This is a genomic window from Echinicola shivajiensis, assembly GCF_018642165.1.
Classification (GTDB): Bacteria; Bacteroidota; Bacteroidia; order Cytophagales; family Cyclobacteriaceae; genus Echinicola; species Echinicola shivajiensis.
Genome location: NZ_JAHHZM010000024.1, coordinates 1 through 21,610 on the forward strand (window position 1 = coordinate 1; position 21,610 = coordinate 21,610).

Consider the following 21,610-nt stretch of genomic DNA (forward strand, 5'->3'; position numbering starts at 1 on the left):
AATAGACCTCAAGGGAGAATCTTTGAGAAAGGGAATCTTGAAAAATGAATAAAAAATGACCTTCTTTAAATGATCTTTCTTAGTGGCACGGTTTGACCGAAATCACTGGCATGGTCAGACCGAAATAACCACACTGGCCAGATTCTTACACTTAACAAAATCTGTGAGCTCCTAGAGCTTAAAAAACAGACCATCTATAGCTATGTGTCCAAAGGACTCATTCCTTACTATAAGAAAGCCGGAAAGCTCTACTTTATCAAAGACGAAATCACTGAGTGGATTACTTCCAAACCAAGAGCATCCAAGTTAAAAGGAGTGAGGTATCACCAAAATGGCCGTATTAGGGACAGGGGTTTTAAGAAAATTTAAAAATATTTTTTGACCCTATTTTGTGTGCAAATCGTGTGCAAATAAAAACGCCACTTACAATTTTAAATCGTAAGTGGCTGATTTTCAGTGGGCCCACCTGGGCTCGAACCAGGGACCCCTTGATTATGAGTCAAGTGCTCTAACCAGCTGAGCTATAGGCCCGGAAAAGCATTGTCCTGAAACTTAATATCAGTGGATCAAATCAGCTACTCAATTCGCATTGCTTAGATAACTTTTTCCTTGCTTTTGGGAATGCAATGTTACATATTTGATTTCAAAACAACAACATTTACCTGTATGAAAATTGATAAAAATGTAGATTTTTTTGTCTTCGATCTCGGCGGCGTGATCATAGATTTGGATATCCCTTTTACCCTCAGACAATTAGATGAAAATATAAAAAGCGATAAAAAATACGCTACTGAGAATTTTATGGCTCATCCGCTTCATCATGCCTATGAAAAAGGGGAGATTGATGATACCACTTTTAGAACTGAAGTAAGAAATGTATTCAAAAAGAACTGGACAGACCAAGAAATAGACAATATATGGAATGCTATGCTGGGAAGAATCCCTGTTCATAAAATTCAATTATTGAAGGAATTGAGAAAGACCCATCCAGTTTATATGCTTTCGAATACCAATGCCATTCATTTTAGAAAAGTGGAAGAGATTTTATTGGCTGATACAGGGGTTGAGAAATTCGATGAATTATTTGATCATTTGTTTTTGAGTTATGAAATGGGCTGCAGAAAGCCTGATACGATTATTTATGAGAAAGTCTTAGCACAGATTGGGCAATCCGGCGAAAAAGGAGTGTTTTTTGATGATACTGCACCGAACCTTGTCGGCGCTGAATCAGTTGGTTTAAAGACCTGTCATATTAATCACCCTAATGCTTTGATGGATTACTTCAATAATGTACAGTAAAAAAGAATATTTTCGGCATATATCCCTTTTCGTTATCACCTTTATTTGTGCTACTCTGGCAGGAGCTGAGTGGTTATATGGAAAGTCTTTGATTTCCAGTGAAAATCCTTTGACCTGGCCTTATTTCATTAAATCTATGGCCTTTTCCATTCCATTTATAGGTATACTCTTGATTCATGAGTTGGGTCATCTTTTTACTTCCATATATCATAAAGTGAAGTCTTCTCTTCCATTCTTTATTCCTTTTTGGTTGGGTTTTATAGGTGCGCCATCAATAGGTACCATGGGAGCCATTATTAAGATGAAATCCATGGTGAGTAGCAGGAAGAAATTCTTCGATATAGGTGTTGCTGGGCCTTTAGCGGGCTTTGTGATAGCTTTTGGGGTACTTACTTATGGCTTTACAAATTTGCCTGATGCGGACTATATTTATGAAATTCATCCAGAATACCTAGAACCGGATTATAATCCAGATGAAGCAGAGGCTTTAAGTATAGAATTGGGAGACAATCTTTTATTTTGGGGAATGGGGAAGGTACTGGCGGATCCGGAAAAAATGCCCAATATGGGAGAATTGATACATTATCCCTACTTGTTTGCTGGATACCTGGCCCTTTTCTTTACTGCTTTGAATTTGTTGCCTATTGGTCAATTGGACGGGGGGCATGTCATCTTCGGACTATTTCCCAAATCACATAAGGTTATATCCTTGACCTTTTATACTGCTTTTATGCTTTTTGCAGGTCTTGGAATTGTCAATCCTTATATGGATACCGGTTATCTGCTAATCGCTTTACCGCTTTATATTGGCTTTGTATTTATTTGTTTTAGAAAAACCAGCCTAAGCCTACAAAACAAATGGGCCTTGGTACTGAGTATAGTAGTGGTACAATATTCCATTAGTTATTTCTACCCACATTTAGAGGGCTATAATGGCTGGCTGTTGTTTGGCTTTCTATTGGGAAGGGTACTAGGTATAGAGCATCCACCGGTAATTGACGGGAGACCATTAAATGGTCCTAGGAAGGTTTTAGCTTGGTTGGCCATCTTGGTGTTTATCTTATGCTTTACCCCACAACCCTTTCAAATTGGTTAAAAGTCAATTATGGTGAAAATAGTGATTGGAATGCAGAAGGTATCAACAAAAAAGAAGAGTAGGTTTTCCTACTCTTCTTCTAATTCTCTGTAAGCTAAAATTCCACCAAGTACATTACGTACCTTTGTATAGCCTTTGGTTTCCAAGAATTGCTTCGCATTACCACTTCTAGCTCCAGAACGGCAGTGGATGACCAATTCTTCATCTTTATATTTTTCGATTTCATCTAAAGAATGTGGCAGTTGTGCCAAAGGAATATTCAAGGCTCCTAAATTATCCTCTTCATATTCCCATTCTTCACGAACATCTAAAAAGGCAAACTTTTCATTTTTGTCCAACCTTTCTTTTAATTCTTCTACTGTAATGTCTTCCATGATTATTTTACTAAAATTCTAATTGTTTGTGGAGTGTTACCTTTCCAAGCTTTAATGAAGTAAACTCCTTCTTGCTTTCCGGCAAAATTAATGATTTTACCATTTTCGGAAGGTACCACCGAAATATTTATTTCCCTGCCAAATGCATCAAACATTTTGACAAGGTCAAAATCCCCGTTTATGTTAACCCTATTTTGAGTGGCTGGGTTCGGAAAAACTTTAATTCTTGAACCTGGCTGTGGTTCTTCATCAAAGACAGGAGCCTCAACCTGAAGATGTGGTCGTATCATTAATGAGCCCTTTACCTCTTCATTTGCCTGCCAAGTGCCGCTGGTATTGTAAAACACTTCTTCAGAGGTGTCGTTGGATTTATCTAATCCTATATGAATAAATTCATTGGTAAATTGGGCAAAGCCAATATAAAAGATGCCATCCACTTGTATAGCTGTATCCAATTCAAACTTGGTGAATTCTTTCAAAGAAGTCTTTGGTTGTATCAATACCTCTTTGGTGAATCTTGCTGGCTCTTCAGGATTGGACCATATCATTAAATCTACGGCCGTTCCGCTTTGGGCAGCATTGGTGAAATTGATGCTTATGGCATTGATATAGGCGGTCTCTGAACTTTCATATTTTACGGCCAACATTCCGGATCTCTGATTAATACCAGCAGCATAATCTACAGTGCCGCGATCATATGCATAATAATCACGAATTGGGATAAGGGTTTTAATAGTATCATTTAACCTAAAATCCACCGATTGATGATAAAGCGTGTCATTACCCTGAATTTGATCAATTAGATAATTATCTCCGGAACTCAAATATACAATGCTTTCCATATCAAAGTTTTCTTCCCTTGTTGGCATGTTCCATTCTGTAGGTGGAGAACTGCTAAAATTACGCCTTTCATTCGCCAATGGCACCGGATTAAAGGGCGTATTGGCATTTAAGCTCATAATAGGTTCTTGGCTTTCCTTTTCCCTTACCAATATGGAATATTCCATGGCCCGAAAGCGATTATTTAAATTATTGAACTGGTTATCGATGCTGGCCAATAGGGGAGTAGGGTCAGCATTCAACTCATACAAAGGGATCGCATTATATTTCCCCAGGAAATTACTGTTAACCTGAGTAAGCGCCCTGTCCTGATAATTTAGATCATTAAGGCTTCTTCCACTGTTCAAATAGACATAATCTATCAACCAACTATCAAAAGGTCCTGAAAGTCTTCCAGAGTTCTGAAATTTAAATTGGAAATTATGATGAAAATAAATGGGGTCTAGTGCTAATATTTCCTGCTGAAAAGCTTTGGATTCTTCTCCTCCATATTTTTCCCAAACCGTATTCCAGTTGCCCAAAGAGTCTAAAAATAAAAGGGCCAGCTTATCCGCCTCATCTGGCAATTCCGCTTTTCCTCCAGCTTGCCAGAAGAAACTGAAATAAGTGCTGTTCCTTTCGGCTTCTTCCAAGTTGCTAAGGTCAATTATTTGGGAGCTTAACTGGTCACATATTCCCGAAAGGGTAATATTTGTGCTATAGGGCTGACCATTTGACTTAGTACCGTCAAGCAAGTTTACACCTATGGTAGGGGCATTTATTGCCACACCCCAACTCATATTTGTTCCTTGGTTAATCCATTTGTTGGAGTCAAGTGTATCCGATGAAAAATCATCCCAAAACGGTAAAAGCAAAGGTTCCGCTTGAACCTTTGCTTTAATATTCTTTTCAATTGATTGTTGGGGGCTTCTATCCACTCCCAGTTGCCTCAATTGGGCTTGTACCTGCTGGTTAAAAAGTGGCAGAAGTACAAAAAAGTATCCTACTATTTTAGCGCTTAAGCTCATTAAAAATTATCTCCATTTTCTAATTCTGAAACCCATACATCTATCAGTTCTCCTGTTTTGGCTTCAATGCCTGAAGGGGGTAATTGTTTTACGATTGTTCCTTTGGGTACTGTGTCGGTGGATATATAATTGATCCTTCCTAATCTAAGCCCTGAACCAACTACCAAGAATTCTGCATCTGCCTCTTCCATGCCCACAAGGTTTGGAATAGCCAAAGTCTGCTTGCCCAATCCATCTCCTACAACCAGGTCAATTTGTGAACCTTTTGGAATCTCAAAACCCTCCTTGATTGTTCTTCCTCTAAATTTTTGATCCAAAACTACATTTTGGCCAATATCTGGAACGTAAATTATTTCACCTCTTACCAAGCCATAATTGGCCAACACTTCCTGTGCATTTTTCAATGGACTGTTTACCAAATTTGGCATTTTAATCAAAGGAGCATTTTCTGCATTCAGGGTGATATAAATTTTTCTACCCTGCTTAACCTTAGTACCTGGTCTTGGGTTTTGCTTTAATACGGATAAAGGTTTAGCATCTGCCACAAAGCCACTATCAGCGGAGATTTCATACCTCAAATTACGTGAAACTAGATAGTCTTCTATCTCATCATAATGGAAGTTTTCCAAATCAGGAACGGTTACTGTTTCTCCGTGATTGGTGTATCCAGGTAAGTATACCTCAAAAAAGAAAAATAATAAGGCAAATAGTAATCCCAAAATAATGACCAGATGGGTTAAGATTTTTTTAGTACCTGTTTTTAAACTACTCATTGATGAAATTTTGGTTATTAATCCCCTGTAAAGGTAATTTTAATTTTGTCTTCTAAGAATGATTTTTCTATAAATCGATTATATGACCATAATAAACGTGCCAATAATTTTAAAAGATTGTTAATACAAGTAATTTCTACAAGCAAAGATCAATGAATAATCAACCTCTTTGTAAGGGCCAAACTATCACTTTGTATTTTGACAATAAATACACCTTTTGCAAATAATGAAGAACTGAAACTATAAGTTTGGTTTAATGTTCCAGGGTATATAACATCATGAACAACTTGTCCCGAGGAGGCAATCACCTGTATACGTACATCTTCAAAATCCTCCAGATTAAATGCAATGTTAAAGATATCTGTGGCTGGATTAGGGTAAACCACTGCATTGCCATCTCCTGGGTTAACAGGATCAGGATTATTGGAAAGGAAGAACTCTATATTGTCCAAATAAACCGGATTGGAGCTGGCTGCTGCATTTTCTATTACAAAAGCCAAACGGATATTTTCCATTTCACTTCCTGTGAAAGCAGAAAGGTCAATAAACTCTCTAATAAACTCTTCTTCGGAATTAGGATTTATAGGAGCAGTTCCAGAAATAGTATTGAGCTCTTCGCCGGAATAAACCGCCAATTCTTGATTAAAATGAACTCCGCCGTCCGTACTAAGTAGAACCCTCATTTTACTGTTTTCATCCATGGCACTTGCTGCACGTTCAAAGAAGATACTGGCTTGGCTCGTATTGCTCAAGTCCATTACCGGCGAAGCTATCCAATAACTATCATTGGTACTTTCAATTTTAAGGCTGGCCAAGTTATCCCCGGCTTCGCCGGTTTGTTTAACGGCTAATTCCCAAGCTTCTTCGCCAATTTCTGGACTTACACTAAGCCATGGGTCAAGTTCTAGTGTGTTATCAAAATATTGTCTCCATGGCGCAGCGATGCTATCTGCATTTTGTATATAATACCTCAAAATAGAGCTTGAACTGCCATTGTTCTGGTCAAAATTTGGAGAGTGGATCCTGTATTCCACTTCATTAAGACCATCAATCAGGGAGTTAGGAAGTTCGACTAAAATGCTTTCATCAGGAGCTATATTATTTCCTTCGGCAATCAGTGTTTCCTGACTTGCACCATTTACTATTCTATCTATTAAGAACGTGTTTACAGTCAATGTGCCAGTATTACTAAGTTTGAGTACTTCCAATTCTTGGGAGCCATCTGTAACAGGAGATGGACTGACAACTTCTTTCAGTTCTAAATCATATTTGACTTCTTCTGCAGGCCTTATGCTAATGTTTTTTATAAATAGGTTATTACCATATCCATTAACCCCAATAAAAGCAATTCGGATATTCCCCAGCTCGGCATATTCACTTAGGTTTACGACTTCCGTTCTAAATTCACTTTGTCCACTCGGAATATAGCTGTTTTCATTTTCTTCAGCAGTAGTGAGACTATCTTGGGTCTTGGAATAAGGGGGATTTAATAAATCAAAAGTATTCCCACAGTCGGTTGAAATTCCAATTATTAAGGCATCGTCCAATCCATCCTGCGGATATGGAGCATAGGCCAATTCAAACACCAACTGGGCATTAGGATAGTTGCTCAGGTTGATTTGTGGTGAAATAAGGTAATCCTGCTTACCTGCATCATCATAATTGTAGAAATTGATGCCAATAGCTTCCTGAGTATTCCCCTCAATACTTAATGTTTCTTTACTCCAGGTAACACCGCCATCTTCATTTTTAACGCTCCATATATTATCGAAATCGTCAGATTGATAATTGTAAGGAAGGCTTAATTCAGGTTGCAGTTTTGGAGAGGATGAAAGAATATTATTCGAATCATTATTGTCTTCACCTCCATTAACAGTAAGCACTTCAAATGCAAACTCATTCCCATTCATTGGTAAACTAAGGCTGGAAAATTCTAGGTTAGCTGATTCTCCTTGATTCAATGATAGGTTAAAGCTTTTCTGCTCTATTATCTGGCCATTTAAACTAATCGCTAATTCAGCACTGTTAATGGCGTTAATTCCAGCGTTAAAGACACGCACCACTGGAGTCAAGTCAGGAGAACAGATATAGTTTTGGGGTGTAATAATTTGCTCTAATGCAAGGTCAATAGGAACAATAACAGGTTCTTGGGTGGCCCTTCCGTTGACTAAATTGACTCTTCTTGGACTATTGGCCAATACGATATTCATTCGCTCCAATTGGCCCTCTGTAAAAATGTTCATGCACCGATCAGGGGTGTAGTCCATATAATTCTCAATCATATCCCTTGATCCACAGGTTTCCCTGGGGGTAGATTGACAATTAGTGTTACTGGAACTTTGGTCAGGTGTGTCCAAAACATAGTCGTCTACATCACATCCTCCATCGCCCCAGATATGTCTCAATCCCAAGTAATGTCCAATTTCATGCGTTGCGGTTCTTCCCAAAGATCCAGAAGAAGCGTTTCCACCTCTACCAAAATAGCGGTAGTCAATAGTGGTTCCATCAGTTTCATTGGAACTTGGAGCAAAGTTCAAACCATCCAAATCTGAAATTGGAAATGAAGAATAACCGATATAAGGGCTTTGAAGTGTTACTACCCATAAGTTAAGGTATTCGTTTGAATCCCAGTAGGATAACTGACTTATTAGATTGGCATCGGCTTGAGTGTAGGTGGATTTTGTTCCTTGAACTCTGTTAATACCATCGGTAGGGAGGCCCTTTGGGTCCTGCTTGGCCAAAACAAATTCTATATTAGTGTCCGCTGCTACATCTAAAAATTCGGCGGGTGTATTGGAAGCATCTTCATTTAGCCTTCTGAAATCATTATTAAGAATATCAATCTGAGCTTGAATTTGAGATAAGGGGATATTGGCGCCCTCACCCAAGGCTTCTCCATTATGAATCACATGGACCACTACAGGGATTTTTCTGACCTCAGTTGCAGTTGCTCTAAGTTGTGGCTGAAGTTTTCTGGTTTGGATTTTATCAGACATCCAAGCCTCGAAGTAATCTTTGGATCCGAACAAGCCAAGAGCTTCTTCTTGTTTGGCTTCTAAATATCCAGCAGCACATTTTTCAGGTCCATCCTGATTGGTACTTCCTGAATGATAAATATTGGCCTGTATATTTTGAGCTAGTACCGGTGAGAGTTCAAAAAATAAAAAGGATAAAACCAACTTTATCCTCAAAATTAGCATTATCCTTTTCATTAATTACTTCTTAAAAACGGGTAATTGATTATTCAGCTACTGAAATATTGATGGCTTCAACTCTATTGATTTCTGGAATGGCTTTTTTCACAGCCTCTTCAACACCGGCCTTTAATGTCATGGTAGACATAGGGCAAGAGCTACAAGTTCCGGTCAATTCAAGTTGTAATACCATTTCTTCAGTTAGGTCCACAATCTTCACATTACCTCCGTCAGCTTCTAAATAGGGGCGTATTGTATCAAGTGCCGTCTCTATTTTTCCAATTAATTCAGTATCCATTTCTTTTTATTAGGTATTAACCTGTACAACCTTGGTTTTGTTTTTATCTGCATTTCTAATGGCCACTTGTCTAGCTAGTGATTCCGCCAATTCGGAGAAAGCCTTTTGTGTAAGTCCTTCTTTCAAAACTGCAGGATAACCGCTATCTCCACTTTCTCTAATTCCTTGAACAATAGGTATTTCACCTAAGAACGGAACGTCAAACTTTTTGGCTAGCTTTTGACCACCTTCTTTACCAAATATATAGTATTTATTATTCGGTAATTCTTCAGGTGTAAAATAAGCCATATTTTCCACAACACCTAAGACGGGTACGTTTATTTGAGGTTGCTTAAACATGGAAAGGCCTTTAGTGGCATCAGCAAGTGCAACTTTTTGTGGCGTGGTCACGATTACCGCTCCAGTTACTGGTACCGTTTGAACCATGGTAAGATGAATGTCAGAAGTACCCGGAGGCAGGTCTATCAATAAATAATCCAACTCTCCCCATTCCACATCACTGATGAACTGTTTTAAGGCAGAACTTGCCATTGGTCCTCTCCAGATTACCGCGCTGTCTGCAGGAGTTAAGAAACCTATGGACATCAGTTTTACACCATACTGTTCAATAGGTATGATGATGTTTTTACCATCTACTTGTTTTACGGCCGGCTGTTCAGCTTCAACGTTGAACATCGTAGGAATTGACGGACCTGAAATATCAGCATCTACCAAGCCTACTTTTGCTCCAGAAGCAGCCAATGCTACTGCTAGATTGGAAGAACAAGTAGATTTACCCACTCCTCCTTTACCAGATGCAATGGCGATTATATTTTTTACTTTGGGAAGAAGCGGGGCATTATCACGTATCGTGGTAACATTGGAAGTCATGGTAATGTCTACTTCAAGCTCAGAACCGAATTCCTTTTCCAGTGCTTCTTCACAATTGTTTTTGATCAGTTCTTTTAATGGGCAGGCAGGAGTCGTCAGTACGACTTTAAAACTTAATTTATTGCCTTCCGCCACTACATCTTGGATCATACCCAAGGTCACAAGATCCTTTTTAAGATCTGGATCTTCTACTGTGGAGAGTGCTTTAAGTACCTTTTCTTTACTTATAATCATTCGGAAATGTAAATTTTGCGCAATTTAAAGTTTAATAATGCTATTTAAAAACTGTTATCCAGAATATCTGGTTCTTAATGGAGATTATTAATTAAGTCGATTTGTTATATGGATTAAATTTCACTTGTATTGTAGCTATAACCCTTGGACTTAAAAAATAGTTTCTGCAGGAGTGGCTTTCCTGCTCTGTTTGTTTCACAATACTTTTCTATCTTTGAGCATATTCTCCATTCAGCATGTCATTAAGTAAAATCACAACAGAAAAAGTCAAAGACAGGGCCGATATTGAAGAGGTGGTCAATGACTATGTGCCCCTAAAAAAGAAAGGGCAGAACCTTTGGGCCTGCTGTCCATTTCATAATGAAAAATCTCCTTCTTTTTCGGTTTCTCCTGCCAAGCAGATTTATAAATGCTTTGGCTGCGGAGCTTCAGGAGATTCTATCCAGTTTGTCATGGATGTTGAAGGGATTGGTTTTAACGAGGCTATTAGACAACTGGCCCAAAAGTATGGGATTGAAATAGAGGAAGAAAAGGCTGCTACACCAGAAGAGGTACAAGCCTATAATGAAAGGGAAAGCCTGTACATTGCCCAATCCTTTGCTAGGGATTTGTTTTCCAAAAATCTCCTTGAAACAGATGAAGGTAAATCTATCGGGCTAAGTTATTTTAAAGAACGCGGTTTTAATCTGACAACAATAGAAAAGTTTGACCTTGGCTATGCCATGGATAGCTGGGACAACTTGCATAAATCAGCTTTAAAGGCGGGACATTCTGAAGATATTCTATTAAAAGGTGGATTAATACTCCAAAAAGAAGGGGATCCAAGCCGGAAGTATGACCGCTTCCGTGGTCGAGTTGTATTTACCATACATAACCTTGCAGGGAAGCCCATAGGTTTTGGCGCAAGGATTCTTACCAATGATAAGAAGCAGCCCAAATACATTAACTCACCTGAAACAGCCATTTACCATAAAAGCGATGTGCTATATGGTATGTACCAGGCGAAACAGTCCATCAGAAATGAAGACAATTGTTATTTGGTAGAAGGCTACACTGATGTTATTTCCTTACACTTGTCAGGAATACAGAATGTAGTGGCTTCTTCTGGAACCTCCTTGACGGAAAATCAGATTAAGCTGATCAAGCGTTTTACAGATAACGTAACCGTACTTTATGATGGAGATGCTGCAGGTATCAAAGCCTCCCTTCGTGGTATCGATATGTTATTGGAAGGTGGGCTAAATGTAAAAGCAGTAGTTTTTCCTGATGGGGATGATCCGGATAGCTATAGCCGAAAGGTTGGTTCTGAGGCTTTTCAACAATACCTAAGTGAGCATGCAAGGGACTTTATAGAGTTCAAAATTGACCTTTATAAGGAAGAGTCTGCCCATGATCCCATCAAAAGGGCAGATACGGTAAGGCAGGTTGTACAGAGCGTTGCAAAAATCCCTGATCCAATTATCAGGTCTGTTTATGTGAAAGAGTCTGCCCGCCTTTTACAGATGGAAGAGGAGATAGTTTTAGCAGAGCTGAATAAAATATTGCTGAAAGGTCAAAAGGAGTCCTATTTTAAAGGTAAAGGGCAAGCGGGACCTCCTGATGAACCTCCAATGGATTTCATGGCGCCTGACACGCCATTTGAAACTTTTTTACCTGAGGAAAAGCCGAAGACATCCATTAGAGATTCCTTGGCATTGCAGGAGAAGGAAATGATAAGGCTATTGGTCAGCTATGGTTTTGAGAAAATCACAGAAGAGCTGCATGTCTGCGAATACCTGTTTGAAGAAACTGGGGATTTGGAATTCGAAACGCCTATTTACAGGAAAATCTTTGTTGAATATAAGCGAGCTTTGAAGAAGGGAGTCTTGCCCAACCCTGATTACTTTATCAAAATGGATGATGGAGAGGTTAAAACAGAAGTGATCAATATGATTTCACAAAGGCATGAGATGTCAGATAACTGGCAACAAAAGCACATGATCTATACCAATAGGGAAGGGGACAACCTCCCAAAAACCACCTTTAATGAAATCCATCGTTTGAAGAGAAGAGTATTGGAAAAAATGGTAGATGAAACCATACAAAAAATTAAAATAGCTGAAGAAAAAGGTGAAGTGGAAGAAGTCTCAGATTTTCAGCTGGTTCTAATGGCGCTTAATGATTCTCTTCGAGAAATAAATAAACTATTGGGGACCGTAAAATCCAGGTAGGCCAAACTAAATAAAGGCTTTCTCGGTTTTAGACAATAAAGGATGTATTTTTGCATTCAAATTGACCATTTAATAAAATAATATGGCTGAAGAATTAAAATTAGATTCCATCGAAGAAGCAATTGAAGCAATAAGGGAAGGTGAAGTGGTTATTGTGGTGGATGATGAAGATAGAGAGAATGAAGGGGATTTTGTATGTGCGGCTGAAAAAGTAACACCGGAGATTATCAACTTTATGGCCACTCACGGAAGAGGCCTTATTTGCGCTCCAATTATAGAAGATAGATGTGAAGAGCTTGGTTTGGAGTTGATGGTTGGTAGAAATACTGCTGCTTACGAGACCCCATTTACTGTTTCGGTTGATTTGATCGGCCATGGCTGCACGACAGGTATTTCGGCAAGTGACAGGGCAAAAACAATAAAAGCGCTGTTAGATGATAGCATCCACCCTGATGAATTAGGAAAGCCAGGTCATATTTTTCCACTTAAGGCAAAAAGAGGTGGCGTATTAAGAAGGACCGGTCATACTGAAGCAGCAATTGATTTGGCCAGACTTGCTGGATTATATCCTGCAGGTGTTTTGGTAGAAATCATGAATGAAGATGGTACTATGGCTAGGGTACCTGATTTGATGGAAGTTGCCAAAAAATTCAACTTAAAATTTGTTAGCATTAAGGATTTGATCGCTTACAGATTGAAAAATGAATCTTTGATTAAAAGAGAGATTGGTGTTGAAATGCCTACTGAGTGGGGTGATTTTGACCTTATTGCATATAAACAAACCAATACTGATGAAACCCATATGGCCTTGGTAAAAGGTGAATGGAAAGAAGGGGAACCGATATTGGTAAGAGTCCATTCTTCCTGTGTAACGGGAGACATATTTGGTTCTTGTAGATGTGACTGTGGTCCTCAATTGCATAGTGCCATGGAAATGGTGGACAAAGCAGGTAAAGGTGTAGTGCTTTATATGAACCAAGAAGGCCGAGGCATTGGATTGATCAATAAGCTTAAGGCTTATAAACTACAGGAAGAAGGTATGGATACGGTTCAGGCGAATCTAGCCCTAGGTTTTCCAATGGATAAAAGAGATTATGGTGTAGGAGCACAAATCCTTAGGGACCTCGGAATATCTAAGATTAAGCTCTTGACAAATAATCCTACTAAAAGAGCTGGTCTATTGGGTTATGGCCTAGAAATTGTAGAGACTGTTGCGTTGGAAATAAGTCCTAACGCCCATAATGAACGCTATCTGACGACGAAACGGGATAAAATGGGACACCAGATTTTGAAAAAGCAAATCAACAAATTGAAATAAATTAAAAAGCTCTGATAAATTCAGGGCTTTTTTCTTATAAATGGGACAAATTAACTAACTAATCCGTCTAGGTTTTCGTTATTTTATTATAGATCAAAGCCCCAAATGACATGAAAAAACTATTCTATATATTGATTTTCGCATTTGCTTTTGTTCAAATAGCTGTAGCTCAAGATTTTCCCTCAGAAATTTGGCATGATGGGAAAGTGTTTTTAGATAATGGAGATGCTTACCAAGGAAAGGTAAAATATGATCTTGATAATAATGTCGTGCAGCTTAGAGATGAAAGTATACAAACATTTAGCAGCTCTTCTATCAGCCGATTTGAAATTTTTGATGAGTATTATGGAGGTATAAGGACCTTTTATAGTTTACCCTATGACGTTAATTCTAATGGCTATGAAGTGCCCATTTTCTTTGAACTATTGACAGAAGGTGAAGACATTACCTTGTTGTGTAGAGAGTTTATTACCACTGACACAAGAAGCATGGGGATGTACAATATGTACATGTCGCCAATGTACGGGGCACCAATGGGCAGATCAAACAAATTGGACTTCGATTTTTATTTCTTTATAAATGGAGAAATCATGAAATACAGCCAAAAGAAAAAAGAATTAATGTCCTATATGGAAGACAGGGAAGATGAAGTCAAGTTATACATGCGTAAAAACAGGCTTTCCCATGATAGTAGGGGTGATTTGTTAAGAATTACTGCTTATTATAACCAACTTAAGGATTAAGCAGTTTTATAAATAAATAGAATTTTGGAATGATGGATATAGGTCCATCATTCTTTATTTATGGGGGAATATTTTATTTCTTTCCTTAAATTTGAATGTATAGCAAAACCTTTTAAATATCATATTTTAATGGCAAAACCCTTGATTTTAGTTTCCAACGACGATGGAATTACTTCGCGTGGAATCAGAGTACTGGTAAGTATCATGAAAAAATTGGGAGATGTAGTTGTAGTCGCTCCTGATAGTCCTCAATCAGGCATGGGGCATGCCATTACCATCGGTAATACGCTGAGATTGGATGAGGAAGAGATTTTTGAAGATGTCATGGCTTATAAATCCAGTGGGACCCCGGCAGATTGTGTGAAGTTGGCCAAACATTATGTTTTTAATGATAGAAAGCCAGATTTGATCGTAAGTGGAATCAATCATGGCAGTAATACCTCCATTAGTGTGCTGTATTCCGGAACGATGTCAGCGGCCATTGAAGGGGCTATAGAGGGCTATCCTAGTATTGGCTTTAGCCTTTGTGATTATAGTTCAAAAGCAGACTTCAGCCATGTGGAAGAGTATGTTTATAAAATAGCCAAACAGGTACTTGACCATGGCATGCCAAAAGGTGTTGCCTTGAATGTAAACTTCCCTCCAAAGCGTAATGAGGCCATTAAGGGTATCAAATTATGCAGGCAGGCAAGGGCAAAATGGCAGGAGGAGTTTGATGAACGCTATGATCCTAATGGAAGGAAATATTTCTGGATGGCAGGTAACTTTGTTAATTTTGATAGGGGAGAGGATAATGATGAATGGGCCATTGCCAATAATTATGTTTCTGTGGTTCCTTGTCAGTTTGATATGACAGCTCACCATGCAATTACGCAAATGAATGAAGAATGGGATATTGATATAGAATAGTTAATGTTGACTTTTATTTAAATAAAAAGCCTCCAAGAGAATGACTTTAGGAGGCTTTTTTATTATATCCCGATACTAACTACTCAATACTAAAATTTCAATCCCAAGGTCAAGAAGAATGACCTACCTTCTGCAGGAATAATACCTGGTCCTGGATAACCTGTGGCTCTTCTGGTGAAATAAGCATTGTCAGTTAGGTTGTTCACTGATGCTTCCACTTTTAACCATTTGTACCAATAACTCATAGAAAGATCCATTACTTGGTAAGAAGGGATAACACCTTCTACAGCAGAGGCAGTTTGCACAGCATTGGATGCATCAGTATAATGCTCCTGAACATAAGCATATTGATAGGTCATTTTAAATCTATTATAACTAAAGGAGAGGCCGGGTCTTATGCTTAATGGTGGTACTAATTCTACCATATTTCCTTCTACATTACTTTCTCCTGATTTTAAGTATTTCGCTCTAATAATTGAGAAATTAGAGAAAACATTTACTTTATACTTTTTATTTAAATCCAGCAGTTGAATAATGTCTGTTTCTGCAAAAGCCTCAATACCTGTACTATAGGCATCTGCAATATTGGTTCTGTATCGATAGATTCTATAATTTTCAGGATCCAAATTAAGAATTGCTCCAATTCTATCATTATATCTTAAATAGAAAAAGCTGATATCATAGTTAAATACATTCTCCTTACTTCCCCTGATCCCAAGGTCAAAATTATATCCCTTTTCATCCTTGATATTCTCATCAACAACCAAATTAGGATTATTTACCCTTATATCATTAAAATTGATTGAACGGTAGTTTTGAGAGAAATTGGCATAAGCTTCCAGTCTATCATTGGCTTTATAACTCAAGCCTAAACCGGCAAAAACAAAAGAGCGTGTGCTGATCTTATTTTCTGGTACTTTATAAGATGAATCAACCGCAAAGCCCGTTTCAGGATCAAGGACTTTGGTTGTTCGTGTATAATAGCCTTCTGCTTCTGTTTGGATATGTTCAAACCTTATCCCAGGAGTGATGCTGAATTTATTGCTAAGATTAAATACATTTTCTGCAAATACCGAAATATTCTTACCTGGGAAATCATAATCTGAATCTTCCAAGTCATTTGGATGAAGGAAATTGAAATCGGCATCACTTCCATCGGAACCTAATCCCTGTTTTCTATCTGTCAAACCATTGTAAAACCTAGCACCTACCAGTGCCACCTGAGGTTGCTTTTTGATTCTATAGTTATAAATCAAGCGGGCTTCTGAGCCGAAATTTTTAAAATCGTCCACAAACAGGTTTCTCTCTTTCATATCGTCCACCCTGTCTATACGGCCAAGATTTCCTAAGGCATCTCTTCCCCCTATTAGTGCAAAATTGCGGATATTTAACCGCAGTTTGTTATTGAACTTATAATCGATGATATTACCAATTAAGTTCCAATTGACCTGGAACCAGTTTCTATTCCTTATGGACTGTCTTGGATCTTCCTCAAATAATGCATCGGTCAATCCACCAGGCTGCTTGGCCAAGTAGTCCATATAAGTGTATTGGAAGGTCACCCTAAAGCGGTCATTAGGCTCATAAGATAAAGCAGTATAGGCCATTTTTGAGTCGAATTGGCTGTTTTCTCTCCAACCATCACCTCTTTTATATTGGAAGAAGGAATAGTAATTCCATTTACCTATTGTACCTCCCACACTGGTGAAAGTATTATAAAAGCCATAAGAGCCAAGGGTATTTCTAAGGTTAACTTCTATTTTCTTATCCTCAGGGCCCTCTTTTAATTTGAAGTTCAACAATCCGCCAAACTGAGTGCCATATTGCAAGGAGGCAGCTCCACGAACGACTTCAACACGCTCCACGGCTTCTAGCGCCGGAGTATAATAACTTTCAGGGTAGCCTAAAGCATCAGCACTGATATCATAACCGTTTTGACGCACATTGAAATGGGAAGTTCTATTTGGATCAAGGCCTCTAGCACCAATGCCCAATTGAAGGCCTGCACCATCATTTTCATAAATATTTAGCCCGGGTACCTTTGCATATACCTGACGGCTATTATTCGTAGATAGATTGGCAGTCATGTTCGAAAGCTCAATCACCTCATTTTTCTTCGCTTCGTAAATCGCACTACCATCAACAGTATTTAGCCTACGGACCCCGAATGTATTCACTCTTTGGTCTGTAACCGTTACATCCTGTAATTCTTCGTTTACAGTCTCCATGGAGAAATCCAGTTTTAGTTTACCGGATTCCTTGATCTGTACTTTTTGAGTGATGGTTTCCATACCCATTGAAAATACAACCAATGTATATTCACCTGTAGGAATGGATTTGAGGAGGTATTTTCCATCCAAATCAGTAATGCTCTGATAAGGGCTGTCTTTTAGGTATACATTAACACCAGGAAGTGGCGCTCCAAGGCTACTTACTTTTCCACCAATGTTTACTTGTCCAAAGACAATAACAGATTGTAATAGAAATAGTATGAACAGTAAATGTGCTTTCATTTATTTTCGAATGGTAATATCCACGATTTATGGCTGAAACTATCTTGTATTTTGCTAAGGTCTACTTTAGGATCAAGGAAGAGCTTGCTTCCACTTCCATTAAGGCTTACATAGACTTCAGCTCTTATTTCGGGATTTTCTATTCCCTGACTGCTCAGTTCCTGCTTTAGAAATTGAACAAATTGTAATATCATGTCCGGTTGGGTGGCCATTTGTTTTTCCTGCATAGGAGTAAGGTAATCTCTTGCGTAGGCTTCCCATTCTTTTCCTGATTGGGGATCTTTAATATGAAAGATGGCATAACCGGCCTTTTCCATAAGCATAACCCTCCAAGAAAACCTATAGCCCTGCTCTGTCCAGAAAAGCTTTCCAGGATATGCCAAAAATCGCCATGGCAACAATACCTGAATCAGTAGAAACATCCCAAAGAAACCCCAAATGAGATTTTGGTATTTGTTGTGATATTGAATGTCCTTTGGCAATGAAATTCTTCTTTTTCCTATAAGCCCTTTTGCCCAGTTTAAAGCCTTGTCATGGGTGTTTGGGGAAAAGAAAATAGTAGTAGACAAGATCATGATAAATGGGAACATGCCTATAGGGAAGAGTAGCCAAGTACTAATATGAAAAGCTATTACTACTAGGAAAGCATAAGGTCTTGTCTTATTGTTAAATAGTAAAAATGGGATACTTAGATCATAGATCGCACCAAACCAGCTAAATGCATAAGCTACCCATAAATCGTCCATTAAAGGACCAAGAATTGGTAGACCAGTATGTGGTGGTAACCATATTTTAAGAGGAAGTGCCTCAAACAGCCAGTCAGCTTGAAGCTTTGCCACACCGGCATAAAAATAAACTATGGATAATATCAGTTTGACCATAAGGATATAACCATATGGTATTTTATCGGCTTTAATGTTTTTATTCCAAAAACTGTCAAACGAAAAATCCTTATTGGCAGGCATAAAAACCATGATCAATGCCATTAGGCTCACAAAGTAGTAATGGTTAAGATAATTGGTAATATCGATCAGTTCCACATAGGTAAAGGAGATAAAAAATACCAATGCAGAAAACCGATAGAAAGCCCCTAAAATAATACCCAAGGCAGCTATTACCATAAGACTAAAAAGGAAGTACATACCAAAACTATCAAGCGGTCTTATCCACTCAAAACCATAATATGCGAAATGGAATTTTGGTGTAAGGTATTGGCTGTCAATCCACCCATTCAACATAAACCTTAGCACACTTATAAGCATGATAAAGCCAAACAGCACCCTAAATAAAATTAAGGGTGCTATGCTTGTAGGTTGATTGACGATATTTTTAATTCTTGAAATCAATTAGTCACCATCATTATCTTGATAGGAAATCAAAACGCCCAAAGCAGAGGCCATGTCTACCTTAAGCATCACTACTGATTTTTGAAGCTCGTCATAAGCATCTTCAACAGGCTGAGGATTGCTCATTACAGTCTCTGTAAGAGGTGGTGGGAGAGCAGAGACCTTGGATTTTGCTGTTTGCAATTGACTCAAAATGGCATCAGCCAATAGCTGGCCATTGTATTGCGTTTTTAAGCTCTTCAAGTAATCGTAAAGGCCTTCTCCTGAATTAGCCCCATACTCACCTTGGTAAAAACCAATTATACCAGTTAAGTTATCAGCAGCCAAATCAATAGAATTTTCAGAGTAATAAGCTTCAGCATTCCTTGGTATTTGTACACCTTGAGATCTTTTTCCAAGCGGAATTCCAATCTTTGCATCTCTGGTAAATACCTCAAAATATTGTGTTAGGGAATTAACCATTTGGCCAATAGAAGAACCAACATCAGTACCATCCTTACTGATAAAAGTATCTCTATAATTGCCTTCAGCAGGCAACCAGCCATTATATACTTGGTCTGTTTTATTAAGAATATCTGCTGAAATGGCTTTTAAGTAAGCTTTACGGTTTTCAGCATTTTCACCTGTAGTGTATTGCTCTATTATGTCTGAGGAACTTTCTCCTATGCCATATAACAAGTAGTCCATTGCTGGAAAGCCTTTTTTATTTTGCGCACTGATCTTATCCAATTCGATCGTCCCAGAGGATATGGCATTATCAATAGAAAAGTTATCAGTAGGGAAGGTGTTCAAATTCGCTCTAAGCGTATAAGTGAATGCTGGTCCAAAGTCAAGAAAGGCTACCTTTTGCCATATCTTATAGGCATTCACAAATCTCTCTCTCAGTTCTGAAAGGTTTGCCTCATCAGGGCTGTCAATAAATACATCAACCCCTTGATCCAATGCAAAAGTAGCGGTATGGAATTCAGTGTATCCCGGTAAAATGACATTGTCTGCAAGACTGGTCAGTAGTGGCTTTCGGTCCACTTCTTCCTTTTTTTCTTCAGTGTCTTTAACGCAAGAAGGTAACAGACAAATTATGCCTGTTACCATGATCAATAAGTACTTTGATATTGATTGTTTATATTTCATCTTCTACAGCTTTTAATACTGGATATGCTGTGGTTAATTTATCAATTGCATTTTGTAAGCCGGACATCGTAACAGTCCAGAAGTCTCCATTTTCGCCTAGATCAACGTTCAAAATTTCATTGATTTCTGATTGGCTAAGTTTAGCATTTGGACTTAAAGAGATCGCTTTGAAAAATCCATATCCTTCAGATAGGGTGTGGAACAAGCTTCCCATGTCTCCAGTGCTTAAAGAGTTTTGAGATGACTTCAAATAATGCACAGCTTTAGCAGCAGCTACCAACTCATGCTGATCAATAATGATCTCAATTTGTGCATTTTTTACAGTATGGTTGTTGGCAACAATTGCAGCCCTACCAGTAATATAGGCGGTCATTAACTTTTCGTTTACACCCAATATTTCATCTACACTGTTGGTATAATTTGCCCAAAAACGCTTGTGATCGACATCTAGAATAGGATCACCATTAGGGAAGTCTACAGGTACACCCCAGTAACCAAATGCCTCGTCCCAGTGATGTTCCAATTCTGTATAGTTTTTACCCTCTACAAGGTTCACATTATCGACACTTTCACCGATTTTTTCTTGCGAAAGGTATACATTGAAAATTTGGTGATAGAAGACAGAAGCCATTACGTTTTTCTCTGTGAACTCTTTGAATTCCCATCCCTTTTCATTTACATTAATAAACTTACCAGAAGTTCCTCTTTCGATCTGACCAGCTATCCCCTCAGTTGCTTGAGTGCCATTGTTGGCAACATCCGCACTTACCTCAGCAGCATCGTTCAAGATTGACTTTATGAAATCTACTTCTGCAGGATTGGTTTTGTTCTCTAATTGTTTGGTAGAAGCATTTAAATCAGTGCTTTCAAATGGTGAATTAGCATTGGCATACATATCCAACAGCTTTTGAGATGATAAGACCTCTCCTTGATCACCAGAAACCACATAATTTTTTAACTCTGTCAACATATTTAGACGGTCTGTTTGCCCTTGGAAGCTAACAGTGGACTGACCATCTCTTTCGAAGGTATAAGAAGTTGGTACTTCTATTTGAGGAACTGGGTTGGTGTCATCGTTCGTGCAAGAAAAAATTAAGGCCGCTAAACCTAAAATGGGTAGATGGTTAATTTTCATTGGTAAATTTTTTATCTCCTTTTATTTAGACTGATTTTAATTACGATGCAAAGATATTTAATGGATTCTAATTGTCAATAATTAATTAGATTAATTTTAAATAAAGATGAGAATTGTTGTTACAGATAGATGAAATGTAGCGCTATTAATAGTTACTTGACTAGGCTAGCTAATTCTTACAGGAATGTTTTTAACTATATGCAGTATCCAAAAAATAAAGTCAGGCCCATAAATAAAAAAATAATCTGTATATCTGCTATTCCACCACTAAGTATTACCCTTCAAAACATTCTCTCATAAATGACACATATTTCACAGAA

The 21,610-nt window shown here is 38.2% G+C and carries 17 protein-coding genes and 1 tRNA gene; 7 read left to right on the top strand and 11 right to left on the bottom strand.

Annotated elements, in window-relative coordinates:
- Positions 1-141 precede the first annotated feature (141 nt).
- The gene (locus tag KMW37_RS22685; protein ID WP_394369632.1) at positions 142-369 is read left to right on the top strand and encodes a helix-turn-helix domain-containing protein; all 228 of its coding nucleotides are present in this window, start codon (positions 142-144) and stop codon (positions 367-369) included.
- 88 nt (positions 370-457) lie between these two features.
- Here KMW37_RS22685 and KMW37_RS22030 read toward each other — a convergent pair.
- Positions 458-531, bottom strand: a tRNA-Ile gene (locus KMW37_RS22030).
- Positions 532-666: 135 nt separating this feature from the next.
- On the opposite strand from KMW37_RS22030, the gene KMW37_RS22035 reads away from it, so the two are divergent.
- Both KMW37_RS22035 and KMW37_RS22040 read left to right on the top strand, forming a co-directional pair.
- Positions 667-1,299 (top strand): HAD family hydrolase, encoded by a 633-nt coding sequence (locus tag KMW37_RS22035; RefSeq protein WP_215226804.1) that lies wholly within the window; start codon positions 667-669, stop codon positions 1,297-1,299.
- Positions 1,289-2,395, top strand: a complete 1,107-nt coding sequence (locus KMW37_RS22040; RefSeq protein ID WP_215226805.1) for a site-2 protease family protein — start codon at positions 1,289-1,291, stop codon at positions 2,393-2,395. The genes KMW37_RS22035 and KMW37_RS22040 overlap by 11 nt, the downstream gene beginning before the upstream one ends.
- 68 nt (positions 2,396-2,463) lie before the next feature.
- On the opposite strand, the gene KMW37_RS22045 is transcribed toward KMW37_RS22040, so the two are convergent.
- From KMW37_RS22045 to KMW37_RS22070, 6 genes are all read right to left on the bottom strand, one after another.
- Positions 2,464-2,769 carry a rhodanese-like domain-containing protein gene (locus tag KMW37_RS22045; protein ID WP_215226806.1) on the bottom strand — a complete coding sequence of 102 codons (306 nt, stop codon included), beginning with the start codon at positions 2,767-2,769 and terminating at the stop codon, positions 2,464-2,466.
- Positions 2,770-2,771: 2 nt separating this feature from the next.
- Positions 2,772-4,616: a T9SS type A sorting domain-containing protein gene (locus KMW37_RS22050; protein WP_215226807.1), complete on the bottom strand. Its 1,845-nt coding sequence runs from the start codon at positions 4,614-4,616 to the stop codon at positions 2,772-2,774.
- Positions 4,616-5,389, bottom strand: coding sequence for a PASTA domain-containing protein (locus KMW37_RS22055; protein ID WP_215226808.1), 774 nt, complete (start codon positions 5,387-5,389; stop codon positions 4,616-4,618). Before KMW37_RS22055 ends, KMW37_RS22050 begins: the two co-directional genes overlap by 1 nt.
- Before the next feature lie 149 nt (positions 5,390-5,538).
- Positions 5,539-8,601 carry a T9SS-dependent choice-of-anchor J family protein gene (locus tag KMW37_RS22060; RefSeq protein ID WP_215226809.1) on the bottom strand — a complete coding sequence of 1,021 codons (3,063 nt, stop codon included), beginning with the start codon at positions 8,599-8,601 and terminating at the stop codon, positions 5,539-5,541.
- Between the two features lie 28 nt (positions 8,602-8,629).
- The gene (locus KMW37_RS22065) at positions 8,630-8,881 is read right to left on the bottom strand and encodes a NifU family protein (protein ID WP_186758149.1); all 252 of its coding nucleotides are present in this window, start codon (positions 8,879-8,881) and stop codon (positions 8,630-8,632) included.
- A gap of 9 nt (positions 8,882-8,890) precedes the next feature.
- Positions 8,891-9,985 carry an Mrp/NBP35 family ATP-binding protein gene (locus KMW37_RS22070; RefSeq protein ID WP_215226810.1) on the bottom strand — a complete coding sequence of 365 codons (1,095 nt, stop codon included), beginning with the start codon at positions 9,983-9,985 and terminating at the stop codon, positions 8,891-8,893.
- A 236-nt stretch (positions 9,986-10,221) separates the two neighbouring features.
- Between KMW37_RS22070 and dnaG the strand changes: the two genes are divergently transcribed.
- The 4 genes from dnaG to surE all read left to right on the top strand — a co-directional run bounded on the left by dnaG (position 10,222) and on the right by surE (position 15,165).
- Entirely contained in the window at positions 10,222-12,195 is a 1,974-nt protein-coding gene (gene dnaG, locus KMW37_RS22075) for a DNA primase (protein WP_215226811.1), read from the top strand.
- A gap of 82 nt (positions 12,196-12,277) precedes the next feature.
- Positions 12,278-13,513 carry a bifunctional 3,4-dihydroxy-2-butanone-4-phosphate synthase/GTP cyclohydrolase II gene (locus KMW37_RS22080; protein ID WP_215226812.1) on the top strand — a complete coding sequence of 412 codons (1,236 nt, stop codon included), beginning with the start codon at positions 12,278-12,280 and terminating at the stop codon, positions 13,511-13,513.
- A gap of 110 nt (positions 13,514-13,623) precedes the next feature.
- Positions 13,624-14,256: a hypothetical protein gene (locus KMW37_RS22085; RefSeq protein WP_215226813.1), complete on the top strand. Its 633-nt coding sequence runs from the start codon at positions 13,624-13,626 to the stop codon at positions 14,254-14,256.
- A 129-nt stretch (positions 14,257-14,385) separates the two neighbouring features.
- Positions 14,386-15,165, top strand: a complete 780-nt coding sequence (gene surE, locus KMW37_RS22090; protein WP_215226814.1) for a 5'/3'-nucleotidase SurE — start codon at positions 14,386-14,388, stop codon at positions 15,163-15,165.
- Between the two features lie 89 nt (positions 15,166-15,254).
- On the opposite strand, the gene KMW37_RS22095 is transcribed toward surE, so the two are convergent.
- From KMW37_RS22095 to KMW37_RS22110, 4 genes are all read right to left on the bottom strand, one after another.
- Positions 15,255-17,678: a TonB-dependent receptor gene (locus KMW37_RS22095; protein ID WP_215226815.1), complete on the bottom strand. Its 2,424-nt coding sequence runs from the start codon at positions 17,676-17,678 to the stop codon at positions 15,255-15,257.
- Positions 17,675-18,940, bottom strand: a complete 1,266-nt coding sequence (locus tag KMW37_RS22100) for an HTTM domain-containing protein (protein WP_246581606.1) — start codon at positions 18,938-18,940, stop codon at positions 17,675-17,677. Before KMW37_RS22100 ends, KMW37_RS22095 begins: the two co-directional genes overlap by 4 nt.
- Positions 18,941-19,024: 84 nt before the next feature.
- On the bottom strand, positions 19,025-20,155 hold the full coding sequence (locus tag KMW37_RS22105; protein WP_215226817.1) for an imelysin family protein: 1,131 nt from the start codon (positions 20,153-20,155) through the stop codon (positions 19,025-19,027).
- Positions 20,145-21,290, bottom strand: a complete 1,146-nt coding sequence (locus KMW37_RS22110; protein WP_215226818.1) for a DUF4856 domain-containing protein — start codon at positions 21,288-21,290, stop codon at positions 20,145-20,147. The genes KMW37_RS22105 and KMW37_RS22110 overlap by 11 nt, the downstream gene beginning before the upstream one ends.
- Positions 21,291-21,610 lie beyond the last annotated feature (320 nt).

Excerpts from the sequence above, each read along its gene's own strand:
- KMW37_RS22035 (WP_215226804.1), top strand. The coding sequence starts at position 667 with ATGAAAATTGATAAAAATGTAGATTTTTTTGTCTTCGATCTCGGCGGC.
- KMW37_RS22040 (WP_215226805.1), top strand. The coding sequence starts at position 1,289 with ATGTACAGTAAAAAAGAATATTTTCGGCATATATCCCTTTTCGTTATC.
- KMW37_RS22045 (WP_215226806.1), bottom strand. The coding sequence starts at position 2,769 with ATGGAAGACATTACAGTAGAAGAATTAAAAGAAAGGTTGGACAAAAAT.
- KMW37_RS22050 (WP_215226807.1), bottom strand. The coding sequence starts at position 4,616 with ATGAGCTTAAGCGCTAAAATAGTAGGATACTTTTTTGTACTTCTGCCA.
- KMW37_RS22055 (WP_215226808.1), bottom strand. The coding sequence starts at position 5,389 with ATGAGTAGTTTAAAAACAGGTACTAAAAAAATCTTAACCCATCTGGTC.
- KMW37_RS22060 (WP_215226809.1), bottom strand. The coding sequence starts at position 8,601 with ATGAAAAGGATAATGCTAATTTTGAGGATAAAGTTGGTTTTATCCTTT.
- KMW37_RS22065 (WP_186758149.1), bottom strand. The coding sequence starts at position 8,881 with ATGGATACTGAATTAATTGGAAAAATAGAGACGGCACTTGATACAATA.
- KMW37_RS22070 (WP_215226810.1), bottom strand. The coding sequence starts at position 9,985 with ATGATTATAAGTAAAGAAAAGGTACTTAAAGCACTCTCCACAGTAGAA.
- dnaG (WP_215226811.1), top strand. The coding sequence starts at position 10,222 with ATGTCATTAAGTAAAATCACAACAGAAAAAGTCAAAGACAGGGCCGAT.
- KMW37_RS22080 (WP_215226812.1), top strand. The coding sequence starts at position 12,278 with ATGGCTGAAGAATTAAAATTAGATTCCATCGAAGAAGCAATTGAAGCA.
- KMW37_RS22085 (WP_215226813.1), top strand. The coding sequence starts at position 13,624 with ATGAAAAAACTATTCTATATATTGATTTTCGCATTTGCTTTTGTTCAA.
- surE (WP_215226814.1), top strand. The coding sequence starts at position 14,386 with ATGGCAAAACCCTTGATTTTAGTTTCCAACGACGATGGAATTACTTCG.
- KMW37_RS22095 (WP_215226815.1), bottom strand. The coding sequence starts at position 17,678 with ATGAAAGCACATTTACTGTTCATACTATTTCTATTACAATCTGTTATT.
- KMW37_RS22100 (WP_246581606.1), bottom strand. The coding sequence starts at position 18,940 with ATGCTTATAAGTGTGCTAAGGTTTATGTTGAATGGGTGGATTGACAGC.
- KMW37_RS22105 (WP_215226817.1), bottom strand. The coding sequence starts at position 20,155 with ATGAAATATAAACAATCAATATCAAAGTACTTATTGATCATGGTAACA.
- KMW37_RS22110 (WP_215226818.1), bottom strand. The coding sequence starts at position 21,290 with ATGAAAATTAACCATCTACCCATTTTAGGTTTAGCGGCCTTAATTTTT.